Origin of the sequence: Vibrio sp. D431a (genome assembly GCF_030248655.1) — a bacterium.
Lineage (GTDB): Bacteria > Pseudomonadota > Gammaproteobacteria > Enterobacterales > Vibrionaceae > Vibrio > Vibrio alginolyticus.
This window is the reverse complement of the sequence record NZ_JAHGAP010000025.1, coordinates 80,138-102,455: the sequence shown is the minus strand read 5'-3', so window position 1 is coordinate 102,455 and position 22,318 is coordinate 80,138. Positions and strand designations below refer to the sequence as shown.

The 22,318-nt window shown below is 39.5% G+C and carries 18 protein-coding genes; 10 read left to right on the top strand and 8 right to left on the bottom strand.

Going from position 1 to position 22,318, the window contains the following annotated elements:
• Positions 1–8 precede the first annotated feature (8 nt).
• The 5 genes from KJB35_RS20835 (at position 9) to KJB35_RS20815 (ending at position 10,832) form a co-directional block, all read left to right on the top strand.
• Positions 9–929: a DotH/IcmK family type IV secretion protein gene (locus KJB35_RS20835; protein ID WP_285469734.1), complete on the top strand. Its 921-nt coding sequence runs from the start codon at positions 9–11 to the stop codon at positions 927–929.
• Positions 930–934: 5 nt separating this feature from the next.
• A complete protein-coding gene (locus KJB35_RS20830; RefSeq protein WP_285469733.1) occupies positions 935–5,506 on the top strand; it encodes a DotG/IcmE/VirB10 family protein in 4,572 nt (1,523 codons plus the stop codon).
• 81 nt (positions 5,507–5,587) lie between these two features.
• A complete protein-coding gene (locus tag KJB35_RS20825) occupies positions 5,588–7,246 on the top strand; it encodes a hypothetical protein (RefSeq protein WP_285469732.1) in 1,659 nt (552 codons plus the stop codon).
• A complete protein-coding gene (locus KJB35_RS20820) occupies positions 7,246–7,884 on the top strand; it encodes a hypothetical protein (protein ID WP_285469731.1) in 639 nt (212 codons plus the stop codon). The genes KJB35_RS20825 and KJB35_RS20820 overlap by 1 nt, the downstream gene beginning before the upstream one ends.
• Positions 7,881–10,832, top strand: a complete 2,952-nt coding sequence (locus KJB35_RS20815) for a hypothetical protein (RefSeq protein WP_285469730.1) — start codon at positions 7,881–7,883, stop codon at positions 10,830–10,832. The genes KJB35_RS20820 and KJB35_RS20815 overlap by 4 nt, the downstream gene beginning before the upstream one ends.
• Before the next feature lie 33 nt (positions 10,833–10,865).
• Here the strand turns inward: KJB35_RS20815 and KJB35_RS20810 are convergent, their stop codons facing one another.
• From KJB35_RS20810 to KJB35_RS20800, 3 genes are read right to left on the bottom strand one after another with little or no spacing between them, the layout of a single operon-like run.
• Positions 10,866–11,882 (bottom strand): hypothetical protein, encoded by a 1,017-nt coding sequence (locus tag KJB35_RS20810; protein ID WP_285469729.1) that lies wholly within the window; start codon positions 11,880–11,882, stop codon positions 10,866–10,868.
• Positions 11,882–12,208: a hypothetical protein gene (locus tag KJB35_RS20805; RefSeq protein WP_285469728.1), complete on the bottom strand. Its 327-nt coding sequence runs from the start codon at positions 12,206–12,208 to the stop codon at positions 11,882–11,884. The genes KJB35_RS20810 and KJB35_RS20805 overlap by 1 nt, the downstream gene beginning before the upstream one ends.
• A 5-nt stretch (positions 12,209–12,213) precedes the next feature.
• A complete protein-coding gene (locus tag KJB35_RS20800) occupies positions 12,214–12,588 on the bottom strand; it encodes a hypothetical protein (RefSeq protein WP_285469727.1) in 375 nt (124 codons plus the stop codon).
• A gap of 244 nt (positions 12,589–12,832) precedes the next feature.
• On the opposite strand from KJB35_RS20800, the gene KJB35_RS20795 reads away from it, so the two are divergent.
• The 4 genes from KJB35_RS20795 to KJB35_RS20780 are packed head-to-tail and all read left to right on the top strand — an operon-like array spanning position 12,833 to position 17,711.
• Positions 12,833–13,480: a hypothetical protein gene (locus KJB35_RS20795; RefSeq protein ID WP_285469726.1), complete on the top strand. Its 648-nt coding sequence runs from the start codon at positions 12,833–12,835 to the stop codon at positions 13,478–13,480.
• A gap of 18 nt (positions 13,481–13,498) precedes the next feature.
• The gene (locus tag KJB35_RS20790; protein WP_285469725.1) at positions 13,499–15,064 is read left to right on the top strand and encodes a hypothetical protein; all 1,566 of its coding nucleotides are present in this window, start codon (positions 13,499–13,501) and stop codon (positions 15,062–15,064) included.
• Entirely contained in the window at positions 15,064–16,254 is a 1,191-nt protein-coding gene (locus KJB35_RS20785) for a hypothetical protein (protein WP_285469724.1), read from the top strand. The genes KJB35_RS20790 and KJB35_RS20785 overlap by 1 nt, the downstream gene beginning before the upstream one ends.
• A 56-nt stretch (positions 16,255–16,310) precedes the next feature.
• Entirely contained in the window at positions 16,311–17,711 is a 1,401-nt protein-coding gene (locus KJB35_RS20780; RefSeq protein ID WP_285469723.1) for a hypothetical protein, read from the top strand.
• Positions 17,712–17,769: 58 nt separating this feature from the next.
• Here KJB35_RS20780 and KJB35_RS20775 read toward each other — a convergent pair whose 3' ends face one another.
• Together KJB35_RS20775 and KJB35_RS20770 are read right to left on the bottom strand one after the other, a co-directional pair.
• The gene (locus KJB35_RS20775; protein WP_285469722.1) at positions 17,770–18,432 is read right to left on the bottom strand and encodes a thioredoxin domain-containing protein; all 663 of its coding nucleotides are present in this window, start codon (positions 18,430–18,432) and stop codon (positions 17,770–17,772) included.
• Between the two features lie 9 nt (positions 18,433–18,441).
• Positions 18,442–19,092, bottom strand: a complete 651-nt coding sequence (locus KJB35_RS20770) for a hypothetical protein (protein ID WP_285469721.1) — start codon at positions 19,090–19,092, stop codon at positions 18,442–18,444.
• A 44-nt stretch (positions 19,093–19,136) separates the two neighbouring features.
• Here KJB35_RS20770 and KJB35_RS20765 point away from each other — a divergent pair, with 44 nt between their 5' ends.
• A complete protein-coding gene (locus KJB35_RS20765; RefSeq protein ID WP_285469720.1) occupies positions 19,137–19,841 on the top strand; it encodes a hypothetical protein in 705 nt (234 codons plus the stop codon).
• A gap of 171 nt (positions 19,842–20,012) precedes the next feature.
• On the opposite strand, the gene ftsZ is transcribed toward KJB35_RS20765, so the two are convergent.
• The 3 genes from ftsZ to KJB35_RS20750 form a co-directional block, all read right to left on the bottom strand.
• Complete coding sequence (ftsZ, locus tag KJB35_RS20760; protein ID WP_285469719.1) at positions 20,013–21,110, bottom strand: cell division protein FtsZ; 1,098 nt, start codon at positions 21,108–21,110, stop codon at positions 20,013–20,015.
• Between the two features lie 5 nt (positions 21,111–21,115).
• On the bottom strand, positions 21,116–21,676 hold the full coding sequence (locus tag KJB35_RS20755; protein ID WP_285469718.1) for a transglycosylase SLT domain-containing protein: 561 nt from the start codon (positions 21,674–21,676) through the stop codon (positions 21,116–21,118).
• An 82-nt stretch (positions 21,677–21,758) separates the two neighbouring features.
• Positions 21,759–22,316, bottom strand: coding sequence for a DUF4326 domain-containing protein (locus tag KJB35_RS20750; RefSeq protein WP_285469717.1), 558 nt, complete (start codon positions 22,314–22,316; stop codon positions 21,759–21,761).
• Positions 22,317–22,318: the final 2 nt, after the last annotated feature.

The window sequence follows — 22,318 nt, the reverse complement described above, 5'->3', positions numbered from 1 at the left end:
ATATAAAAATGAGAAAATCAGCCTTACACCTTATGGCTCTTGCCACTCTCGTACTTTCTCAGAGTGCGTATTCAAATGAAGAGGGTGTTGATATTCCGTTGAAGCTACATGAGGCAAGGGAAACTCAAATTTCCGATCTATCTGTTCATCAGCTAAAAAGGCGTTTTCATCCTTTCAATGAATCTCAAGCTAGAGAGTTGAAATTACAACAGGAGCAAAAAGAGAGGTTTATGTTGGAGTCTGTTAGAGACCCAAGCGTTCAAAGAAGGACGATAAGGGTTAATCTATCAGTTGGTTCTAACAATCTCGATTTGTTTTCAAGTGTTAATTTTCAAACAAACTTGATCTTCGTTGATAAACAGGGTGAACCATGGCCGATAGAGAAAGTTGGGATTGGTGCTCAAGAGTTCTTTACTGTAGATCAATACCTGCCACATGCGGTTCAAATATCTCCACAAAGAAAATATTCAAGAACTAACCTTACCATTTTGTTAAAAGGAGAGGTCGTCCCTCTTGTTTTTACTATCAAAGAGGATAAGGACAAAGTTGATTACCTAACACAAGTAAAGGTTTCAGATTTAAGTCCATCAACAAAAACTTCTAGTTTTGAGCGTTCCCCTAACAGAACCGTCGAGTCTCCTAGGATATCAAATACAGAGTCGTATGTAGTTGATATGAGGGATGGTGTAACGCCTGAAGGTGCTTCACGTCTTGGTCTTGATAAAGAAGGAAATGACCTTTTGGACGTTTCAGCTTGGCAATACGAAGATTCCTATTACTTGCGCACTAAAGGGGAACCAATAGTCCCAAGAGGTGAATTACTTATCACTGGTGTCGATGGATTTAAGTTATTCAAAATGCCCATAGTTGGCCTTTTGATGCTTGAAAGTGATGGCACGATAGTTACAGATATTAAAATCAAAAAATAGAAGGAATGAATATTGGTGCCCTGTTAAAGGACAAAAAGAAACTTGTAAGTATATCTCTCGGAGCGCTTGGTCTGAGTTTTGGTGGTTGGTTATTTTACGCAATGTTCATTGCTGAAAAACCAATAATCTCTGAAAGTTTAGACATTGATGAAATTAATGGCTCAACAAGAAACTATACAGGCGATCAAGTATCTCTTACAAAAGAGGTACGCGATGAAAATGAAAAAATGCAGGAGCAAGAGTATAAAGATGCTGTTGGCAACTACTCTTCCTACATTCAAGATTTTGACCCATCTACTCCTACAATATCCAGCGGGATTGAGTTAACAAATGAAAATATCCTTAATATGTCTACTGCCTGTCTCAACGGCGAAGAGTATGACGAAAATGGGTTTCATTGTGTTACTGGATTTAATAAAGACGGATGCAACAAAGAGGGTCTAGATAAGGTCGGTAATCCGTGCCAAGAAGAAACAGAGCTATGCTCACCACATAAGTATGATGAGAATGGTTTTGATGCTTGGGGCTTTAACGAGCAAGGCTATAACGCCAAAAATTATGATAGGCAGGGGTTTAATCCTTCTGGTTGCAACGCCCAAGGTCTAGATAAACAGGGGAAGCCTTGTGGTGATTCAATTTATGGCGCTGATGGCTTTGACCAATATGGTTATGATAGTGCTGGTTTTGATGCTCAGGGTTGTTCTCGTGAAGGCTTTGACCGTGATGGAAACCCTTGTGGTGATTCAATTTATGGCGCTGATGGTTTTGACCAATACGGATTTGGTGTCGATGGTTACGACAAGGACGGTTTTGATCGTAGGGGTTGTTCGAAGCTAGGTTTTGATCGTGACGGAAATCCTTGTGGTTATTCAGTTTTTGATGAGCATGGTTTTGACCAATACGGTTTTAATGAACTTGGTTTTGATCGTGACGGTTTTGATCGCTCGGGCTGCAATAAATTCGGTATTAATCGTCAAGGTGAACTCTGTAAACGTAAATTTGGCTCTGATGGTTTTGACCAATATGGTTTTGACTCTGAGGGTTATGGTCGCGATGGGTTCAATAGATCAGGGTGTAACAGAGAAGGTCTAAATCGTTTAGGAAAACCATGTTTTAATGCTTCTCCTATCTACGGAGCAGATGGTTTTGATCAATACGGCTTCGACTCTGAAGGCTATGGACGTGATGGTTTTAACAAAGCTGGATGTAATCGCTCAGGGCTAAATCGTGATGGTGAGCCATGCGAAGAGTTAATTTATGACTCTGAAGGCTTTGATCAGTTCGGATACGGACGCGATGGCTTTAACAAAGAAGGTTGTGGACGTGACGGATTTGACCGTGAGGGTAAACCATGTGGACATTCAGTTTTTGGTGCTGATGGTTTTGATCAGTATGGATACGGAGTTGATGGTTATAACCGCGAAGGTTGTTCACGTGAAGGTGTAGACAGACAAGGTAAACCATGTGGACATTCAATATATGGAGTTGATGGTTTTGACCAATACGGCTTTGACTCTGAGGGTTATGGACGCGATGGATTTAACAAAGCTGGGTGTAATCGGTCAGGGCTAAATCGCGATGGTGAGCCATGCGAGGAGTTAATTTACGGTTCTGATGGTTTTGACCAGTTCGGGTATGGGCGTGATGGCTTTAACAAAGCTGGTTGTGGTCGAGACGGATTTGACCGTGAAGGTAAACCATGTGGACATTCAGTTTTTGGTGCTGATGGTTTTGACCAGTATGGATACGGAGTAGATGGTTTTAACCGTGAAGGTTGTTCACGTGAAGGTATAGACCGACAAGGCAAACCATGTGGCAATTCAACATATGGAGTAGATGGTTTTGACCAATATGGCTTCGACTCTGAAGGCTATGGACGTGATGGTTTTAACAAAGCTGGATGTAATCGCTCAGGGCTAAATCGCGATGGTGAGCCATGCGAAGAGTTAATTTATGACTCTGAAGGATTTGACCAATTCGGATATGGGCGTGATGGCTTTAATAAAGCAGGTTGTGGTCGAGACGGATTTGACCGCAAAGGCAAGCCATGTGGACATTCTGTTTTCGACATCGATGGTTTTGATCAGTACGGTTTTGATTCCGAAGGTTTTGGGCGTGATGGCTTTAACAAGGCTGGATGTAATCGCTCGGGGCTAAATCGTGATGGTGAGCCATGCGAAAAGTTAATTTATGACTCTGAAGGCTTTGATCAGTTTGGTTACGGACTCGATGGATTTAACCGCGAGGGATGTTCGCGTGAAGGAATTGATCGCGAGGGAAATCCTTGTGGGCATTCTGTTTTCGGAGCTGATGGTTTCGACCAGTACGGTTTTGATTCCGAAGGTTTTGGACGCGATGGATTTAACAAAGCTGGGTGTAATCGATCAGGGCTAAATCGCGATGGTGAGCCATGCGAGGAGTTAATTTACGGTTCTGATGGTTTTGACCAGTTCGGATACGGGCGTGATGGGTTTAACCGAGATGGTTGCTCCCGTGAAGGTGTTGATCGAAATGGCGAGCCATGTGGGCATTCTGTTTTCGGAGCTGATGGTTTCGATCAGTACGGCTTTGACTCAGAAGGTTTTGGACGTGATGGATTTAACAAGGCAGGGTGTAATCGCTCAGGTTACGACAGAGAAGGTAATCCATGTGAAGTATCAGTTTATGACTCCGAGGGATTCGACCAGTACGGATACGGACGTGATGGATTTAACCGAGATGATTGCTCAAGAGAAGGCTATGATCGTGAAGGAAGACCATGTGGTCATCCAGTATTTGGGGCGGATGGTTTTGATCAATATGGGTTCGATTCAGAAGGCTTTGATAGACTAGGTTGCTCTAAAGCTGGATTTGACCGCGAGGGTAACCCTTGTGGAGAATCTGTAATCGGCTCTGACGGGTTTGACCAATACGGTTTTGACTCTGAGGGTTATGGGCGTGATGGTTTCAACCGAGATGGATGTTCACGTAAAGGCTATGATCGAAGTGGTAAGCCTTGCGGTAGATCAGTTTATGTTAATGGCGTTGATCAATACGGTTATGACGTTAACGGTCTAGATGGCGATGGTTTTGGTTACACAGGCTACAATAAGTTCGGCTGTAATCGTTTGGGTATTGATTCTAAAGGAGAGAGATGTAACCCGAATGCAAAAGTTAACGCTGAAGGCTATGGATTAGATGGATATAACAGACTAGGTTTTAATGATAAAGGTCTGGACATTAATGGATTTGGCATTGATGGATATAATGCTGACGGATACGATCGAAATGGTTGTAATCGTGATGGTCTAGATAAATTCGGTTATAGCTGTACAACAGGTCTTGATTCTGACGGATTTGATAGAGATGGATGCTCAAATGCTGGTGTAGACCGTAACGGTGAGAAGTGTCAGCGTAAACGATTTGTACCAGTATGGGGTGTCGATGGGTTTGATCCTACCGGATATGACAGATTAGGCTTTGATAGATTTTTACTAAACAAAGCTGGCTTTGGAAAAGATGGTTACTCACGTCTTGGTTTGGATAGATTCGGTTGTACACGAGACAATAAAGATCTAGAAGGCTATGACTGCACGACAGGTCTCGGCGCAGATGGTTATGATCGTAATGGTTTTAATGAAAATGGTCTCGACTCATCTGGTAGGGATATAAATGGGCTAAATGCGAATGGTTTTGACAAGGATGGTTATGGATTAGATGGTTTTGATAAAGACAACTGTAATCGTGAAGGATATGACCGTAACGGTGAGGTTTGCTCTTTTGATAAAGCTATTAATCTCAACTCTAAGGAGATGGCGTTGTTTAAGCAAATGAACCAGTGGCAGCTTGCAGCAATGGACATGTTTGAACAAAGCACTGAAATTGGTACGGCTAAAATGGCTAGCAGTGTTTTTGCAGAAGAAGAAGCTATTAATGATGTCAACAACGATTTAGATTCGCAATTTGTTTCTTCAAATGACTCTATTGCATCAATAGACCAAAGTTCCGAAGAAGTTGATTTGCCTGTTCGAATCCCTGCAAGGACTGTTATTAAGGCTGAAAACTCATGTGAAATTAACACAGATTACAACGGTGATGCTTGTGCGACAATTACCGAAGGCCCACTTGCTGGTGCAATGTTGGTAGGTAGTTATGAAGTGCCATTTATTGATGACACCACTAGACCAAGGGATAGGGTGATTGTTAATTATGACCACATGATTTTCAACAGAAGAACTATCGATATAGTTGCTTCAGCTGTAGATACAGAGACGATGGCTACTTATCTCGCCAGCGATATAGATTATCACCATGCTTATAGATGGGGAGGAGTTGTGACCGCAGCGGCATTTGATTTCTCAAAGTTATTCCTGCTTGCTAAGGTGTCCGCTTCTGCTGATGACTCCACTGGAAGTGGAGCAGCGACAACAGCAATGGTTATGGAAAATGCTGTTTCATCCCCGTTAGATGATCTTACTCAAGACTTTGCTGATAGGTGGGAAAGAGACCCTACAATAACTTTGTTCATGAAAGAGCCTATTGGTATCGTCTTTAAGGAAGAAGTTACAGATACTAGGGTGCCATTCATATTTAACTAATATGTGGCATTAAATATAAAGCGACGTTTTTAACGTCGCTTTTGTTTTTGTCTAAAAAAATCTATTATTTCAGAAAAAATAATGGTTGATCGAAATATAAGTGCGGCTCCCAATGATGTTGAAGTTGATATCGATTTTGACAAAGAATATGAGGGGATCGATTTAAAAAATACAATTGAGAGCGACTATAATCTGGATTTTTTGGACGATGATACTGGTGATGTAGGTGATACAGATGCAGCTAAAGTCGTTAATGCAGGTGAGGCTGAAACATCATCTATAGACATGGATGTTGATTTTGGTGATAGTGAACCTGAGTTTGATCTCGATTCCGATGTTGATTTTGGGAACGTAGCTCAGGAACCTGAGGGTACTGTTGGTGAGGATGTTAGTTTTGACGAAGAAACTGTCGATTTTGGTGACTCACTCATAGATGAAACAGAAGAATCATTTAATTTTGATGACGACCCTGTTACGGGCGATTCAGGTGGTTCCGATTTTGCTTTTGAAGAAGAGGTTACTGATTCTGTTTCGTTTGAAAACTTTGGTGAAGAGACTGAAGAATTCTTATTTGAAGATGATGCGCTAGAGAACGAGGGTTCTGAGCAGAAACCGAAAAAACCAGTTGAAGGACTTAAAGCTGAAAAGCAAGAGGTTAATCCGGCAGATTCTGGACAAGAAGTTGAGAAGTCAGGTCTTTTGAAAAAGTTTGCTAATGGCGCAAAAGGTAATAGTGATTTATCAAAAAAAGAGCCTGAAGTAGTAGAGTTTGAAGAAAAAGAACTAATTACCCCTCAAGTGGCTAAAAAAGGGACAACGATTGTTCCTATGATAATTTCGTCGTTGATTGCTGGTTTAATAGGCGCAAGCGGGACGTATTTCTTAACCACCCCTTCAGATTCTGGTGAGATTGACCGAATCATGGATCGTATCGCTAATTACGAGTCAAAGAATAAGGGGGATTTAGCCCAACTGACTAGTCAAGTTGAGTCCATGAAAACCGAGCTCGGTGAAAGGATTGATTTAGTATCTAAAACGGCAATATCAGCATCGTCTCTTGATAAGTTCAAGAGTGAGGTTTCGTCTGATTACAAAGAAGTCACTCAATCTCAAAATGAACTTGTAGTGCAAATTAAGCAGTTACAAGTACAAGCAGAAAAACTTGAGTCGGTTGCATCTAAAGACAGTTCTGATAGTGCTGAGTACAGAAAATTAATAAAGGCAATTATCAGCTTGAAATCCATGGTTGATAGTAACCAAGATGTTTCTGATAAGAAATTTGATGATTTACTCGAATTGGTTCGTCTTCAAGATGTCAACAGCAGTCATGAGTTGGCTAAAGTAAAGGAAACCTTGCAGACAGAGATTACTGATGTTCTCAAGGTGGTTAAAGACAACCAAGAGCGCTATAAGAAGTTGCAGTCCTCACATTCTAAATCTCAAAAGGCTATGCCCAAAAGGGATTCGCAAAACATGGTTGAAAGTGCATTGGGTCTGAATAACGAAATCAATATCGTCAAGGGCGGTAAACCTACTTACGTTATGCCAGCGATCATGCCGAATATTGTGTTTTTGAATGTCCCTATTGATAACGGCAGTTCAATGAAGCTAGTTCATTTCAAAGTCGGCGATCCTTTGGATGGATACGGTAAGATTACTAGTATCGACAGTGTTAATGAGATTGTCATGTCTGAGAATGGTAGGGTTAGCGTCGTAAAACCAAAATCTAATTCTAAATAATGCTAGGTATTAGTCGTGGGTGTGTGCCCAAGCCCTTCAAAAAAAAGCAGCTCAAAGAGCTGCTTAAATCACAGTCCCAAAAGGTAGTCTCTGCATCTGGTGAGGAGTTATCACAATTATTCTGCATGGACTGTAATTTACCTATACAGGAAGGAAGGCATTATCAATCGGAAGACTCTTTGATATGTGGATCTTGTTATTTGTCATATAACTTGGATCTTTTGAATGTTAAGACTCCGGGGTATTTGATTTGGGCTCCTGAACTGACTCAAAGTGAGGTCACCGCTTTTGCAATTGCACTGGTCTTTTCATCTGAATTCGAAGATACAGAAGAAGTGTTAGAGGAAATTGAAACATACTTTGATGACAAGAGAGATCTGTTAGAAAGGACGCTTGGTGAAGGTACTTCAGACCCTTCTGTGTTGTGTCAGTTTTTGTATTCACTTTCAGATGAAGAATACGAGGCAAGAGGTAAGGTGCTAGCGAACATCAGATTGTTTCCCTCTGAAGAATATCTAGCCGAGACAATTCACTACTTGAAATCAAATGAATTAAAAAAATACGCGCCTGAACGGTGGGTTGGTTTGTTACAGCACGTAAACGCTGAATTAAATAAAAATAATAACGAAGAGCAGTGATAGGTAGTAAAGCTATTGATTCAATTGAAGGGGCGCTACGCTTCTTTTTGGATTCTGTTGGGAACAACATTGACAACGTGGTTGAGATAGATACTGCGTTGAATACGAAAACTTTTGTAACGAAAGATGGCTCCTTAGTTTCACTAGTAGAGATTCTTGGGAACACTGTTGAAGATAATGATTTTAGGTCTATCAAGGCAAGAACTAATGCCATTAGCAAGAAAGTGGAGTCATACCTCTCAAATGGGTCTCATGAGCTCCATTTTGCTTTTAAGAATGAAGTTGGAACTGGGTCAGAACTGGTCGAAGAATCTCAGTCAAGAGCAAGGGAGGTTTCTAAAGCTGTCGGTTTTAACTTAGAAGAACTTTTTGACAGTCAAACCAAAGCTATATCCAAACAGATAACCAAGGAAAGGGTTGTACTAGCAGTTTGGACATCTCCGAAAGCCCTTGAGGAGGCACCAGAAGAGTCTGATGACATCAAAGAGTACAGCATCTTAGATGAAAGTTCTCAACCCCTTGGTGTTAAGTACAACGACTTATTTATCAAGCACAACGAATTTGCCAAAGACGTATGTTCAGCACTTAATAATTTCGGTTGTAATTTAAAAGTCCTCGACAGGCATACTGCGTTAAGTTTTATGGCAAGGATGTTTCAGGAATTTGTACCAGAAGATTCAAAGTTCATCTTTCCAGACACCGAGTATACAGCCAAAGGTGCAAATGTTGAGGGAATACAAAAGGGTAAAGATTCCTACTACTTATGGCCTTCAATATCTGAGCAAATCGTTAAACAAGACGAATTAGAAGAGGATATATCGAGAAATATCTTAGAAGTTGATGATATGAAGTTTTCAACTTTTGAAGTTAAGATTCCGCCTCGTGATTTAGTTGTGTTTAACGATTTAGCAGACAGCATAAACAACTTGGAAGTACCTTATCTGATCTCATTTAAGATTAAGTCAGACATGGGCTTTAACTTATTCTGGAAAAAGGCGTTGTCGCACATCCCTTTTCCGGCGTCTAACGGGCGTTTAAAGAATAGCATTTCAGCTGTAAACTCACTCGCGATGATAGGCCATAAAAATGTGGACTATAAGATCTCTGTTTGCACTTGGTCTGAAGATACAAAGCAATTGTTGTCACAGAAAAATCACTTAAAGACTAAGGTTACTTCTTGGGGGAATTCACAAGTACGAAATTTTAAGGGGAGTCCATTAAAGGCATTAGTTCAATCAATTCCGGGCATTTCTAAAAGTGTGTTTGGTTGCACAAGTTACGCACCTGTTTTAGGAGTATTGCCGCAGCTACCTTTATCAAGAAGAGGAAGGATATGGGATAAGTCATCGCTTTCATTTGTAACAGAAGACGGTAATTTATTTCCTTACCTACCAACGTCGAACAAAGAGCAGAACTTCTGGAATATCGGTGTTATGGCAACGATGGGTAGTGGTAAGTCTGTACTTTTACAATGTATAGCTTTATCCCACATATTGAACCACATAAAAAATGGAGTCATACCTTTTGTTGGTTATTTAGACATTGGTTTTTCTGTCCAGCGAATGATGGAACTATTACGTAGCATGTTGCCATCCGAGATGAAAGACAACTTCATTCATCTAACGATGCAGAATCATAAGGACTTTGCTTACAACATCCACGACACTCCTCTTGGCTGTAGACATCCAGATATTGACCAACGCAACTTTATGGCTGGGTTCTATCTGACGTTGCTAACCCCTGCAACACAAGAAAAGCCACATCCGGATTTAGATGGAATTATCAAGCAGGCACTCATCGACGCTTATAAATACCGTTCTGATGATGAAAAACCAAAGGAGTACTCAAGGGGCAAGAATAAACGATTAGACGAAATTCTAGAGCCATATGGTATTACTTCTACTGTAAGTTATTGGGATATTGTGGATTTACTCTTTGATAACGGAGATATAAAAGGTGCCAAGCTAGCACAGAGGTACGCAGTTCCAACCATTGACGACATTGTGGCGCAGCTTAACATGTCGCCAAATATAACGAAGAACTACAAGGATGTTACTGTTGGTGAGGGAAGTCGAGAGCTTCTGACTGATTACGCGATAAGGCAGATAACTTTGGCTGTAGAGTCTTACCCTGTTATTGCGCATCCCACAAACATCGACGTTGATGAAGGGCGTTTTATTGTTCTTGACTTGAACAATGTTGCGAAAGGCGGAGACACGGCAGCGGCAAAGAAAGAAACCGCAGTTTTTTATACACTGGGTAGGTTTATTGTTACAAGGAACTTCTTTGTTACCGAGTCAATCTACAAGTATACGCCACCGCGCTATCTCAAGTACCATCAGGAAAGAGTTCCGATTCTCAGAAGTACACCGAAACTAACAGTGTATGATGAATTCCACCGAGTTGGGTACTTAAGTTCATTTAAAGACATGATTTTGACTGAAATGAGAGAAGCCCGTAAATGGTCTCTTTCGGTTTTAATGGCAAGTCAGTTGCTGAGGGACTTTGACTCAACATTTACAAATCTCATGGGTTCATTATTTGTAATGTCCAACAACGCAGGTACTGTAGAAGATGTAAAAGAGAAGTTTACATTTAATAACTACTTGTCCGAATATTATTCATCTCAGCTCACGGGGCCAAATAAAGAAAAGGGTACGCCTTTTATTGCGAAATTCAATTTGAAGACAACAACTATCACTCAATCTTTGAGGTTTGTGTTGTCACCGTTCCAGTACTGGTTGACCACATCTGACGCTGTCGACAATGAGGTGTATAACGCGTTAACACAGAAAATGCCTAATAGAGATGTACTTAAAATCATGCTTGAAAAGCACCCTATGGGTATAAAAGACTATGTGTATACGTTATCAACAGAAAGCCCCGAAGCTTCAATAAGGAAAGATCCTATTGGTCATATCGTTAGGACATATTCTAAAGCAGCCTAAATGTAAAAAAAGCTCGATGTATCGAGCTTTTATTTATATAACCTGACCTTTTGTTCGTTTAAACGTGAATTTCTTATACTTCGTCGCTACCTTGCTTAACTCAGCGTCAGGTACATCAGGCATTAATTTAGATTTCCCATACCTCCTTTTGCCATAGTGGGATGATGCAGTATCAGTGCTGTAATGCCCCATGAGATAAGCAATTTCTTCAAGTTTCTTCCCGCTTTTCTTTAAGTCCGCACAGAATTGGTGTCTTGATGAATAAAGGCTTATGCTCCTTTTTCGCCTAGGCCACACTTTTTTGCAGGTTCTCTGGAGTAGTTTTCTACAATTTTGATAGTAACGGTCGAACAGATTCTGATTGTTTAGCTCTTCACACATTGATGTGAAGTCAATTATCTTTTCAGTTTGATTATCACTAAAGTTAGATAGCGAAATGATTCTGTACTCTCCGTGCGATCGACCATTGGTTTGTTTGGCATTCTTGACCTTTAGGCGGTATTTGTCATCGCTTCCTTTGATTATGCTTGACGTTTTCCATTCTGAAGGTCTAAGTCCAACTAAGCAGTTTACATACAGCCATACAGACAAAAAGCCAGAGAGACTAGATTTGCTTTTTGAAAGCTCATCTAAAAGTCTGGAAAGGTCATCATCTGACAATGATTTCATTTTTTTTCCAGATGTCTGTTTTTCGAGCTCTTTGGTGTTTTCGTTACTTCCTTTTAAAACTTCAGAGATCTCGTCAAGAACATTACTGGAGTGTATTACACCTCTTTGAAACTGGTACTCGGCAAGATATGAGAGTGCAGACCTGTATTGCCTCCAAGTTGATTTATCATACTTTGGAAACCAAACTTTCTTCCCCCATTTTGCAGTAGCAAATACAGTCAAACATTCAATGTTTTTGCCTTTGAACTTTAATCTTATTCGGTGATTTGAGGTGTCTACGCCTGATTCTTCTGCTTCAATAAGAGCTCTTTTACAGAGTGAGATTGCTCTCTCTAAGTATTTTCGTTCAGTGTCTTTTGTTCTTGTTGCTACTTGAGTCATCACTTAACGTTTTTTTGCAATATCTCTTTGGTTATCTTATTAACAGGAGCTGTGATATGCCCTTTTCGTTGGTAGATTGCATTTAGGTCATTGCACTTTTTATATGCCCTGAAGTAGTCTGTTTTGAACAGTTCAGCTTGCTCTGAATCGAAGATTACAGAGGTAAAGTATGCACAGTCGCTAAAGAATGGGGTTTGAATTAGGGATTCTATGATACTGCTGTGCGAGCTGTTCATTACAATTGAATCAAGTGAACTTTCAGTGTTGCAATCGATCCCTGCGGCAGGTACTAGAACAAAGGTTTTTGTTATGTCTTCTAAAATCATTATTTCTACCTATCTTTTTTTTCTTTGCCAAATTCATAGAAGTTACTAGGTTCTTCAATTTCAAAGTCTTCTTCAAGGAAGTTTTCATAGTTCCATTGCTCATTGGACTCATCAGGTAACACATGCTGAATTTCATCCATGTACATGATCTCAAATCGGCCAATTGGTCTGCTTAAATAAGTCCTTTTGTCCTTCTCTAGGTGGTAGCTGTAAAGGTCAATGGTTTTGGCATCTTGTTTGCCGATTATTGCGCCTCGCTCACCAGATGTTGGGATTGTAATGCACAAATCTACTGCCTTATCGCCTAGAAGAAGATGTAATTTACCGTCAGACGTATACCCGACAGCCATAACGGGCATTGAGAAGAACCAAGGTGTCATGTCCTTAGGGAGCCCGATTAAAGGTGTATTGTTTTTTCGCCGAGCAATAAGTATTGTCCTGCTCAGTTTTCTACTGAGATTTATAATCTTCTTATTTGACTTTGATTGTGTTGCTAAGCCTTTAGAGAGGGCGTTGTTGAGCCAAATAAGGAACATTACCTTCGCTGGAAGATTCGTGATGTCCATCTTTTTTTAATGAAGATTACTTAAATTGCGGTCTATATGGAACTATCCTTAAATAAAAATGCAATTCTCCCAAGCCAATGTCGCGTCAATCATGATGCTTATTTCAGATCAAAAGTTAACTCTAAAAGAATCGGCAGAACTGATCGAAAAGGTAAATGATGAATGTGGCACAATCACTTCTAAAGTAAAGTTTTCGAGCAAAACAAATGAAAGTCTAGCTAAACACTTTCTGACAAAATGGTTAATCGCTAACAATAACAATATCAACAAAGATGAACTTGACCATTTCTCGTCGCAACTACAAAGAGCTCAAGCAACACCTTACCAAGAGCTGTCCATATGCTCTCTGGCTGGCTCACTGACGCTTGTAAATAGATTTTTAATGGCATTGTATGCTTCTGGCGCAATATCTGAATCAGAGCTTACAGAGCTTTCTGGGGAGTACTCAGTAACGCTTAAGCGAATCTTCTTCGATATCGTTGATGAGTGTATTCCGGAAAAGTCAGATAAGGCTACAAAAATTGTTGTCATGCATATGCTTGAAAGATCCCTTACTCAAAACTTATCGCAGTATTTTAAAACTGTTTTCGAACAAGGTTTAGTTGAGCAGTTTCTTTCAAACCCATTAGCCATGCTTGAACCACTAAGGTTGCAGGTGAGAAAAGAAATTGATTTGGCTTTAAATTTGGCTCAAAAGCTCATTTAAACTTAAAATATAACTAAAATGATTAGTTTTAAAAGAGGACAAAAACTCAAGCTTTCAGCAATTTGTTTGTCTGTGTTTACTGCTACTTCAGCTAACGCCTATTGGACAGCAACATCCCTTGATGGTGCAGCTCAAATTCCATTGATACAACTTCAGGCAGATTATGCATTAGCGGCTGCCGAGATCACTGCTGGACTCAACACAGGAACTCAACAAATAGTTAGCTCAACCAGTTCAGGGGCAATGGAGATCTCTAAGGGTATTTATTCTTCAAGTAACCAAGCTACACAAGAATACATGCAGATTCAAAATATTCAATCTAAGTCAATGATGGAGTTTCAGGCTGAACAGAACGCGAGGAGAATAAGAGATGGTATGTCACCAATTCCGGGTATGCGCAAGGAAATGGTTACAGAATCCAGAAAGCTTTTGCAGAGACCAGATCTAAGGAACGCAAATATGACAGATATCATCCAGTACGCTAAAAGCAATGTAGATGGTCAGAGCATCTCTGTTATGAGTGACGTTCCAATGAAAATGAAAGATGGAAAACCAGTTTGTGACGCTAATCAGTGTGGTCAGCAAGTACCTTTCTTCCCGAGCGCAATTCTGGCTCATTATGCAGAAATGTGTGATGCAAATAAACGAGCACAAATTGAAAGGGAGGAATCTGCAATTTCCAATACTCAAACCAAGCTAGAGTCAGCAGCTAAAGTAAATGCAGTAATTAATAGCACTGCTGGTGGTGATGCTGTCGCTAGTAGGATTAAGGAGGTTAGAGAGGTTACGTGTACGCCAGAAGACAAAGCAATCGGATTATGCGGAGCCGAAATCGATGAAGCTCAGTTTATACAAGATATGCTGAACAATAAGATTGTCCCAAACGGTGATACATCTGCTTCAAACTTTTATTCACCTGCTGATGTAGGTGGAGATGGATACATAGACAAAACAGATCCTAAGATTGAAGACCTAATTTCTCTCTCTAAACATGAAAACTTAGACAGAACTGGAGTAGAAGGTCTTGAGGGCTTGCCACCAATTACTGAGACTTATCGTTCCGAAGCTCAGTTACGTGCTGCCGTTGGGTTTACGGATAACATCATAAGCGCGGACATCGTGCACAATCAGAATAAATCTGATAAATCTCAAGGTTCCTCTGCTGCATTTCAGCAGGCATTTTTGTCTAGAAACGCTTCCTTAAGTATGGCTAGAAGCTCTTTTGATACATCGGTAAGCGATCGACGTGGGCAAGTGTTGTCTGAAAAAGTTGACCTAACTTCGCCTCAAGGCGAGAAGCCATTTAAAGAAAGAGAGGATGGGGCGGCAAAGCTAGATAAGTTGCGTTACGAAATCGATGAAAACCTAGATATGTTCTCACCTGAAAACATTGAGAAGTTAGGTTCGATGAATGAGAAAGCAATGATTAGTGAATCCGTTAAACAGATGGTACTTGCAAATAAAATGTTGTTCGATGAAATGGTTAGATTGGAAAAGCAAGAGTTGCTTATGGCTACTTTGCTTGCTCAAGAAGTAAACTCGCCAGACAACATTAAGTACATGCAAGACAAAGGAGGCAAGTAATGAAAAACTCACTCAAAGCTATTGCTCTTACTAGTGTCCTACTGCTTACGCCAAGTACTTCATACGCTGTATGTTCAACGGCAGGTTCTGTAATTGCTCTAACGGGCTCTGCAATGAGGGATATGGATAACTTGCGTAAGGCTTTTAAATCTACAGTTGTGAAGCCAGTTACGTTACAGATTGAGGTTTCGTTTGCTAATATCCAAAATGCCATCACATCAAGAGATATGCAGATATTAGAGGCAATTAAAGAGTCGTCTGCGCTGGCTTCAATAAGCAAAGCGCAAATTGATCAGGTTAACTCTGAGTTAAAGGCTTCATTCATTGCTGAGATGGAAACTGAAAGAAAGATGTTCGAGAACGAGTTAATTCACAATGATGGTATTAAAGGCGGTACGTCAGAGCAGTACTTTAGAACAATGTGTGCCGAGAGCAAAATCAAGAAGAGTTCATTTGGTCGTACAGGTTATCTTGCTCGCAAAGATGTTATGAAATCGATGCTTTCTGAGAATGAAATCAAAACATCAGAAATTAAAGATACAAGAACTGTCGCAAGAGATGCTCAACTTAATCACTTGAAGAATTACTGCTCCAAAAAGGACGTTGAAGAAGGTGTGTGTGATGAGGCTGCGCCAATACCATATGCGGATGTAATGTCATTTGTAGCTCTTAAGCCAATCAATATAGATAGTGAAGGAATTGATCCTGAGACTGGGTATCAAACGGAATATACTTATAGTGACTTCGAATTAAAGGCTGCAAAGGACTACTACTCTAATATTCTTCGTGTTGGGGCGTTAAGACGCCCATCACCATCTGCACAAGAGAATAACTCTGTACTTGCATCAAGATACAAGCAATTAGAATCAGCACTGTCTTTAGCAAACTATAGCTTTAGCACTTCAATCAATAACAGGGTAGCTACTGACAAGGGTGTTAAGGTTCCTATGTCTAGGTTTGATACGCTTGCCTACATGATGACAAAGAAATCACAAGAGCTTGAAGAGATAGGTTCAACACAGACGAAGAAAGGCCACTTAACTGAAATGATGAACCAAATTGCTCTACGTAATTTCTTCGAGCATGAAAAAGCCCAATACCAAGAGAGGATTTCAAATTTAACCTCTGCCCTCATAGCTGTTAAAGAGAATTCGCCAGATAGACTAGAAAGAATCGAGGTACTTAGGTAAATCATCAAATCGAGCACTTCAAGGTGCTCGATTTTTATTTATATAATAAGAGGAAAATGGATCAATCCTCTAACAATGGTAAAGAAACAAGTATGGCGCTTATGCTGACAGTGATCATACTAATGGTTGTTTTGCCGATAATTTTTAACAAATACTTTTTCCCTCAATACGCCGCTTTCCTGTATTACACACGTTATTGGTTCTTTACAGGTATGGACGCACTACTACAAATAGACGTTGTTGCAAATAACTCAAAATACATGTTTTTCTGGGTAGATTTCTTCTATGTAGGAGGGAAGGTGGATACATCAAATATCACCTTCTACGTTGTCAAGGCGCTAAACTTTCTCAATCATGTAGATACAACAACTAACTTACAGATAGCCAAGTCAATCACAGATAGTACAGGCAGTATCTTAGATGACTTTAAGATCATTGCTAGATTGCAATCTGCATTCTTTGCTCCGGTATTCTTGCTGCTTTTTTATCGTGTATACAGAAAAATTAGGAATATCAATGAGTACAACACAGAATTTACGTTGGATTCCTTTGCTGAAACTATGTCTGGAGGGTTTAAAGAATTACTGCCAGTTGTGTATGACAACCCTCAAAAATGGGCTTCTCTTGATGAAGGCCATTGGCGCATGTCACCAAAGATTAAGAAATACCTAACGGACAATGGTTGTATAGAAACTGAAGAGACGGATCATGGAGAAGAATTTTGGTTAAACACAGACACTTTGCGAACACTTCTTGTTAAGCAATTAGGTAATAAGTGGACTGGTTTTGATAACTTATCACGGGAAAAAAAATACGTAATTGCCGCTGCAATGCCGATGGCTGTTTCTCCTGCTAGGGGCAAAGATAGAAGTGAGAAATTAGTAGAACTATTAGCGGAGGCATACTCAAGCAAACCGGGGTTCTTCCCAGTTTGGATGAAGTCTTTAAAGTTCGTGTTGAACCCATTCAATATCTTCAAGCCTTTAGACTATTTAGATGCCTTTGTTGCGACAACTATTCCTAAGGGTGCAATAGAAGAGTCAATGAAAAAACACAGAGCTCGTAAAGCAGCAAATATAGAGACTAATGCCATTATTAGTGAGTTAAGAAACAATGAGGTTATAAGGCAATGCATTAGCTCTCATGCCTACGATATGACTGTTATGGCAAGAGTTATAGAAAAGGCATGGGAAGGCGGAGTTTTGCCATCTTGTTCTTTCATTTGGCTCAAGAAGGAAGACAGACAATTGTTCTATATGTTTAACAATCTTGGCCGCTCAGTTGCTTGGGTAGAAGTATGTGGGTTCTGGGGGCACTATTTAACAGAGAAGACTACAAACATACCTTATCCTTACCCTGTTATGGATAACACAATATTTGGGATTGATAAGTATTTGCTTGAGTCTTTTTATGGCTATAGACCAATACATAAAGAGTTGCTAGATGAGGTTGTTTAGTGGTCTAGAACCATGAAAAAAAAGGCACTAATGGTAGTGCCTTTTTTTATTGCAATTTTTATATCAATTCTTTGCTAGTATAGAATGTTGTTATTCCATTTATGGCGCTTAGCATCTCATAAAAATTAAGATTCAATTGTGGCCCGATAATGTACCTGATGCTGGTGGATGTAGTTATACCTACGTTTGGTGTACCAGCAGCTTCAAACTCCTTAAATAGAGCCTCGTACCTTTCGATTTTTGTCTTATATCTTTCAAGATTTATTGAATTTTCAGCTGTTAGATAATCAACACCTAGTTCGTTCATTAAGAAGGCGATTGCTGAGTCTCTATCCGAAATTGTGGCACCTATATCGGTTAGTTTTTTGGTTATATCTGATGACTTTACGTCGATCTTTAAGTCTTCTATTGCTAACTGTAATACTGTAGCCCATATCCAGCGAGGGCTCGGTGTTACAGGGATTTTTATCACTCTGATTGAGTCCCCATTTACAGATTGAGTCCATTGTTCAAAAGCAGGGGTAAATACTCGACATGCTGTGCAGTTGTGACTGTAGAAATAGATAACTTCTACTTTTGTTTTTTCCTTATTACTAACAACAAAGTCTCCTTTTTCAACTTCTTTGTAGTAAATCTTTTCGTCAGTTGATGAAGCATAAGACGTTAAGGTCGTAGTGCTGATCGCAAGGGTTATGAACAGATTTCTTATCAGTGTCTTCATGGTTTTGTTCTAGCCTTTTTGTATTAGTTTTGTGGCATTCTTTCGGCATAGCGGGGTTAGTTTTGAAGAAAATTGAGCTGACTTATCTTCAGATAGATTAACCTTCAGATACTTTCCCCAAACTTCAGTTTTGTTACCTTTTAGTAAGGTGTATGGGTAAGTAGAATCAGTGCTTCTTATTTCAACTTTTTCTTTCTCTTCTAATGATTTTGCTACTGAATAACTTAAGTCTGTAGAACCTGTGTCTATCACTACAAATCCTTCAGAATACCCAAATATTTCATGCATTACTTGAGTTGATTTAGGTGAGAAATCTGTTCTCAATTGAGGGTCTTCGAACACGATAAAACACCCTTTTTCAGATAAGGTATACGGAGCCCCGTTAAGATGTTTTATGCTGCCGATTTTAACAAGATAGTCCTTCTCATTTCGAAGTTCTTCCTTAACCCTTAAATCAATTGAATAATGGCCTTTTGTGCACCAGAGGTTAAGAGTTAAGTTTGAGCTTTCAATCTTCTTGTTTAACGAGATAATAAGTTCGGATTTTTCTAAATTTATCTTTTTAACATCACACGTGAATGCATCATCTTGCTTTGTAGACACTTTGAATAAAGCACTACTTAAAGTAAGGATTTCTAATGGTATTACTTGGGTTATCATGCCTGAATTTTTGTATTACTTTTGTAGTAAAGGTAATCAATTTTATGAGTAAATATAAGTTCAGAACATTAAAGATTTTAATCCTAAGTATTGCATTTCAATCACCCTCTTTTGCAAACGATTTAAGTGAAGATACGCTTCAAAATCTAGGGAGTCATTTTAATGATGGGGAGTTTGAGATCTACCCTAACTACATGGGAGGGGTGGCGATGAAAAACACTCAAAATGGTGAATATTTTTTAGATGGTTTTCCTGCTCACATTGTAGAAGGTAAGCTTAAGTTAAAGACCGAAAATCTATGGAACTATAGGCAGGGATTAATTAAGAGTTATGGTGAAAAATTTGGATTCAACCTTAAAGGTAAGGTTAACACAAGCAGAGTTGTGATCGTTGATTATACATGTCCATTTTCTACAAGCTACGTAAAAAAACTTGAGGCCAAACTTCCAAGAAATGAGTTTGAAGAAATCACATTTATACCTGTAAGTAGAAATATGGAAAGGGAAGTTATCTCAAAGTCATTAGGGTTACAATGTTTACCAAAGCAGAGGGCAGCAAATACTCTAGTGAATTCGTTTGTTGTGCAAGGTGAGAGTATAAGAAATAAAAGCATTCCCTCTTGTAATAATAAGCAGGATTTATATGGGCTTTTGAACCTTATGAGTTCGTTCAAAATTGAAGCCGTACCAGCATTAATTGAGGGAGGGGTAACTCAGAAAAATCCATGGGAAATCTTTAGGAATCAGTAATTTCCAAAAGTGTTACTGGGACGAAAATAGACACTAGGCAATTAGCGTCTCAGTAACATAGGGAGAATGGATAAGTGCATGCCACTCAATTTGAGTGTGCTTCTTTTCAGATTGAAACTCGATTTTTGAAGAAGGCATGCCAGATTTATGGCACACCTCACATAAAGCAATCTATTCCGATCTCTGCCTTAGAAAGTCAGGGACACGAAGCGACTCTGAAGGTTTCTCTTGTACAGGTTTTGTTTGAGTTGGTTGTTGAAGATTACGGCTAGTTACTTTAATTGCACTAACTGGTTTTTCTTCAGCAACTTCTTCATTGACGCTTGTTAAACCAGTAGCAATAACACTTACATGAAGTTCATCAGTTAATCCATCTTCAAATGTATTACCCAAGACAACAACAGCATCTTCACGAGCTAGCTTGCTAATCTCTTCGCCAATGATCTCAAGTTCCTCAAGAGTGATATCAAGCCCACTAGAAATTGAAACAATAATACCACTTGCGTTCTCAATCTTAATGTCATCAAGAAGTGGACTAGAGATTGCTGACTTAACTGCATGAAGAGCACGATCTTCGCCAGTGCCTTCACCACGTCCCATCATCGCTAGGCCGCTATTGGTCATAACAGTGTTGATGTCGGCAAAGTCAATATTAACGTAACCTTCTTTAAGAATTAAATCTGATACACCCTTGACAGCCACATGAAGAACATCATTTACAGCGGCAAATGCAGCCGTTAGTGGTATGTTTTTAGGCAGGCGTTCCATCAGCTTCTGATTGGGTATTACAATAAGCGAATCAACGTACTTACGTAATTCACCAATACCTTGTTCTGCAAAGTACATTCTTTTATTACTTTCGAAAGAGAATGGCTTTGTTACAACACCAATGACGAGCTTGTCCATTTCACGAGCTAACTGAGCAACCACAGGTGCTGCACCTGTTCCGGTTCCTCCACCCATTCCAGCAGCAATAAAGACCATATCAGCATCTGACAAAAGCTCTCTGATTTCTTCTATATTTTCCTCTGCTGCTTCTCGACCTTTATTTGGGTTTGCACCCGCACCAAGTCCATGGGTGTTTTTCGCCCCAATCTGAAGAATGTTTTCTTGTGGACATTGGCTTTTTCTTAGAGCTTGAATGTCTGTGTTTAAACAGTAGAATTCAACGTCATCAATATTGTGGGCGATCATATGGTTAACTGCGTTACAGCCACCGCCACCAACACCAACAACTTTGATTACTGCATTTTGGAAATCGTAATTCATTATTGTCACCTAGGTAATCTGCATTTATTAATTTGTAATCTGTACTGGTTTGCCACTGCTTGGACTTTTTTTGCCTTCTCTACAAGCCACGGCTTTTTCTTGTGAGTTCCGTTTCGAAAACCACCAATTCCATCATGGTACGCAAGGTAGAAAGTTTCAGCATCGTAGGCTGAGTGTCTTAAGGATTTTGTTGTTTTGCTAAAATACCAACCTATAAAGTCAACTGAGTCCGAATATGAACCTCTAGATGCATTATTATTGTTGGTCTCCTTTTTGTATTCATTAAACGTTCCTGTTAGAGCCTGAGCGTAACCGTAAGCACTGCTTGTAGTGGCAGATGCGTCACCGTTAAAAGTACTCTCATGCTTGATTACAGAGAGTTGAACGGAGATAGGTATTCCCCATTTTTCAGCTACTAATCTTGATGCCTGAAACCAATCTTTATTTTTCATTAAGATTTGGCACGCGTTGTAAGGGGTGTTCGTTCCTGTGCTTTCAATATTGGCGCAGGAAGAAAGACCGAACGTTAGTAATGATGCCACAGCAATGTTTATGTATTTTCTCATGCCAAAAAATCATTTAATGGGAAGATAGGATATTTTCATTTCCTGAACAAAAATAATTTAACTTCATTTTACCAAAGTGAAACTAGTTTAGTGGCATTATCGGAGATGTCTTATTGCAATACCAAGTGTAAATATCACCATGACAGGATTTAGGGCTGCAAAAACAACCTAAGCGGATGCCTTTTTTATTATCTAGATCGGTTTTAATTTGTTGGATATTGGGTAGTATTTCTCGACAGAAATCGTAAGAGTGGTTGTGTATGCATTCTTCTTTGGTAAAACCATCCCTTCTTGAATAAGGATTTCCATAAATTGAACCTCGACCAATGTACAGATCATACTCATGGTTGTCCTTGATGTTTGTAGTGTAAGTTAGGCTTGATTTGTAAAACTTAGATGTTTCTGTATTGACAGTATTTTTTGGGATTTGTTTGCAAGAGTTTAAGATGGTTATGTAATGAGTGAATGAGATATTTTCATCTTCATTTAAGATAGCAACTTTGATTCCTTCTTCTAAAAAAACATTGCTATTTGTAATTCTTACTAATGAAGGCTTTTTGTACAAACAAGCGCCCTCTAGTACTTGCTTGAGGGCGACGCCGTTAGAAAACTCTTTTGGAACGGTGATTAAGAGGTTCATTT